We start from the raw sequence: 3,801 nt of genomic DNA, 5'->3' as shown, positions 1-3,801 counted from the left end.
TCCACTCCACCATGGTGTCCACCAACGCTGATGGTGGACACCATCCTGGAGCCTCCTCTCCTCCGACGGCAGGCGGCCTCCACATCACGCGTACATTTCAGCCTCCCAAGCGCCGAAAGCAAAGCAAGCACCCTCGATGATCTCATTCGACCAATCTTGGTCACCTCGACGTTCGTGCGGCGCCGGCAGTGAGGCTTCACCACCTTCCAGACATATCCCTCCTCGGCCAGCCTCAAGCCGGACGAGGCCATTGCCGTTCCGCCGAGGGGAATGGGGAGGTGTCGTGGGCCAACACCTTCCCCGTCCCTCCGCTCGATGGGTCTGCTTACGGGAGCGCCTCCCATCGGCGCAGCTCCGCCACCCCCGAAGTCGACATCACTGTCCGCCGGCGGCAGCTGGAGACGCTGGCCCGGCTCTCACCCGTGACAGCGTCGTTGGTCCTCCAGCAATGATGAGGCCCGGTGCCGAGGACGTCGGCACCGGGCCGGGCTACCGCTACAGCACGAAGTCGGAGAACTTTAGGCTGGCGACATCGCTGAGCACGATGTTGAAGTCGGAGACGCCGTCGCCATTGATGTCGCCGCCGATGACGACATCGTGGCCGACGACGTCGTAGCGCAACTCGCCAGCGTGCTTGGTATAGGCGCCGGTGCCAATAAAATTGAAGTTGCCGTTGCCGATGTCGTTGCTGCCGTTCTCGTCGATCTTCGACAGGTCGATCACGTCCCCTTGAGCGCTGTTGAAATCGGTGATCCGATCGGCATTCTTGAACCCGACAGCAGTGTCGCGGGCGGACTCGAAGATGAAGCGGTCCCCGCCGGCCCCACCGGTCAGCGCATCCTTCCCGTACGAGCCGAACAGGGTGTTGGCGGCACTGTTGCCGATCAACGTGTCGTTGTAGCCGGAGCCTCTGACGCCCTCGATCGAGATCAAGGTGTCGTTGTAGGCGGTGCCGCTGGTGCCGTGGCCGGTGGCCAGGTTCACGGAAACGCCCTTGGGGCTGTCGAAGTAAGTGACGGTGTCGAAACCGGCGCCGCCGTCGAGATGGTCGGCTCCCGCGCCGCCGCGGAGGGTGTCGTCACCGGCACCACCGCCGATGTGGTTGGCGGCGCTGTTGCCGATCAGGGTATCGGCGTAGGCAGAGCCCTGCACACCCTCGATCGAGATCAATGTGTCGCCGGTGGCGGTGCCGCTGGTGCCGTGGCCGGTGGCCAGGTTCACGGAAACGTCCTCGGCGCTGTCGGAATAGTTGGCGGTGTCGAAACCGGTGCCGCCGTTGAGATAGTCGGCTCCCGCGCCGCCGCGGAGAGTATCGTCACCGGCACCGCCGCTGATGTGGTTGGCAACGCTGTTGCCGACCAGGGTATCGGCGTAGGCAGAGCCCTGCACACTCTCGATCGAGATCAAGGTGTCACCGGTGGCGGTGCCGCTGGTGCCGTGGCCGGTGGCCAGGTTCACGGAAACGCCGTTGGCGCTGTCGAAATAGCTGGCAGTGTCGATGCCAGCGCCGCCGTCGAGCTGATCAGCTCCGACGCCGCCGATCAGAAGATCGTCACCATCCCCACCACTCAAGATATCTTTGCCGTCCAAGCCGGCCAGCTTGTTGTTTGTCTCGTCGCCGGTCAGGCTGTCGTCGTGGTTGGACCCGGCCACATTCTCGAACCCAATGGCGACGTCGACATCTTTCCCATCCGTCCCTTCGGCGTCGCCGCCCGTGGCATGAATGGCGAAATAATTGTTATCAACAAACACCTTGTCCCACTCGTTAACCCCCCCAAAAGAAAATACAGTATGGCCAAGAGCCTCGACACCACGCCACACTACCCCAAGAGTATTATTCGCAAACCAGTGAAGCCATGATTCACCTTGATAGAACGCCTCAGGCTTGCTGAGGTCTATCGTGACAGCCCCTGACGACTCCGAATAGCCGATCGTATCGTTTCCGCCATTCCCATTCAAGAATTCGTAATTATTTCCACCAGCAAAAGGGCCACCCCAAGCCCCACTTCCGCCCGATTTTGCTTCGATATAGTCGTTCCCATCGGTTCCCGTAATTATATCCCTGGCAGATGTTCCATAGAATTCGTTCTGAATTCCGAGAACCTTCTTCAGATCGTTAGAGATGGCCATTTCTTCACAACCCTTCTAAGCATGATCTACCAAAGAACTCAAAACACAGGAATCACTGATGACAGCCCACGTTCAGATGAGGCGGGATTCGGTCCGGCAGCCGGCAGAATGCACGCAGAATGCACATTGCCATCGGCGATGCCGAATGGCACGATTCCAACTGCTTCAACCACCGCAGCCACCCTCTGCCCGAAACCACACCAGAGACCTGACGCAGCAGCGGCCACCCGCCCCCTCAGTTGAGTTCATGCCGGACCATAAACCTTCTTGGATCCAAGAAGGTGCGCAGGCAGTTGACGATCCATGCCAGAATATATGCAATTTGAGACAAATAGACTCCGTCCGCACACAGACCCTGCGTTGCAGCCCCCTTGGTCAGCCACGATCGCACATTCGGCGACCTGCCTTCACATGCCCCGGCCTCGTGCGATGCCTCTGTCGCAAAGTTGTGAGGAAGGCCGCAAGACTCTACTGAGGGAGGGTTGGATGCCGACCTGTCGGTTGAGCGGCCTGTTCCGGCGGTTGATCCCAGCGCCGCATATGGCCTGGGGGCATTCGGCAATCTCGTAGCCAGCGGTGAGAATCTGGTAGCTGGCCCCGTCGTCGGTGCTGCGGCGGCGCTCGATCCCTATGGCCCGAGCATCGATGGCGTGGCGATGTCAGTGCAGGGCACTGGCACGCCGCCCGGCGCGCTGGCTGGCCGAGTGCTCGCAGGGGCCAGAAGCCTCATCGGCCTCGCTGCCGAGTTGCGAGCAGCGAAAACAGCCGCACCCGTCGTCGGCGGCCTAACCCCAAACCAAGTCGGCAAAGTCGGTGAGGACGCTGTCCGTGCCGTCTACGATATTGGTGCTAAGACAACAATTAGCATCAACGGAGTAACGCGCGTCCCAGATGGCTTATACCAGCCTGCGGAATTCATGACCCATGAGCCCATTGTCGGAGGCCGATGGACATGATTTTCCAAGGCTGGGCCATGAGCCTGTTCCAGGCGAAGCAACAGTGATCGAGGATGTCGCGGTAGGACTTGAAGACCCGGTTGGAGAGCCAATTCTCCCGGAGGAACTGCCAGACGTTCTCGGCGGCGTTGAGCTCGGGCGAGCGGGCCGGGATCGGCAGCAGGGTGATGTTGGCCGGCACGGCCAGCTTGTCGGTCATGTGCCAGCCGGCCTGATCGAGCAGGACGACGGCGTGGGCGCCCGGGGCCACGGCCTGGGCGATCTCGTCCAGGTGCAACTGCATCGCCCCGGTGGTGCAGCGGGGCAGGACCAGGCCGGCGCCCTTGCCCTCCTTCGGGCAGATGGCGCCGGAGATGTAGGCCGAGCGGGTGCGCTGGTCGTGCGGGGCTGCGGGGCGGGTGCCACGCCTGGCCCAGCGCCGGGTGATCTTGTTCTTCTGGCCGATCCGAGCCTCATCTTGGAACCAGATCTCTATCGGCTGGCCCGGATGGCGTGCGGCGATCTCTGCCACGCGGGCCGGGAAGTTTTTTTGAACGCCGCGGCGGCGGCCGGGTCTTGGGCGTGATGGCGCGGCCGGGCGGAGAGCTTGCGGTAGCCCATCTGGAGAATGTCCGGTATCTTGTGTAAGTGAAGGCTGTGGGTCCAATATTTAGTAGTGGAGGACCTGCAATGACGACACTGCGACCGGAGCTTCTGGACGAGCTGCTGTCGGGGT

At 61.9% G+C, this 3,801-nt stretch carries 2 protein-coding genes and 1 pseudogene; 1 reads left to right on the top strand and 2 read right to left on the bottom strand.

The window, feature by feature from the left end; genetic code table 11:
- Window positions 1-495: 495 nt before the first annotated feature.
- Entirely contained in the window at window positions 496-2,130 is a 1,635-nt protein-coding gene (locus tag ACFW16_RS35855; protein ID WP_380313885.1) for a calcium-binding protein, read from the bottom strand.
- A gap of 482 nt (window positions 2,131-2,612) precedes the next feature.
- Here ACFW16_RS35855 and ACFW16_RS35850 point away from each other — a divergent pair, with 482 nt between their 5' ends.
- Window positions 2,613-3,086, top strand: a complete 474-nt coding sequence (locus ACFW16_RS35850) for a hypothetical protein (protein ID WP_380313884.1) — start codon at window positions 2,613-2,615, stop codon at window positions 3,084-3,086.
- Here the strand turns inward: ACFW16_RS35850 and ACFW16_RS35845 are convergent.
- Window positions 3,046-3,686 (bottom strand): annotated as a pseudogene (locus ACFW16_RS35845) (IS630 family transposase); the annotation flags it as partial. The gene ACFW16_RS35850 and the pseudogene ACFW16_RS35845 overlap by 41 nt on opposite strands.
- Window positions 3,687-3,801 lie beyond the last annotated feature (115 nt).

This window comes from Inquilinus sp. NPDC058860 (assembly GCF_042743185.1).
GTDB lineage: Bacteria > Pseudomonadota > Alphaproteobacteria > DSM-16000 > Inquilinaceae > Inquilinus.
The sequence above is the reverse complement of the archived record's forward strand: the minus strand, read 5'-3'. Positions and strand labels throughout refer to the sequence as shown.

Bases quoted from the DNA above. Each gene is read 5' to 3' on its own strand.
- ACFW16_RS35855 (WP_380313885.1), bottom strand. From the start codon at position 2,130: ATGGCCATCTCTAACGATCTGAAGAAGGTTCTCGGAATTCAGAACGAA.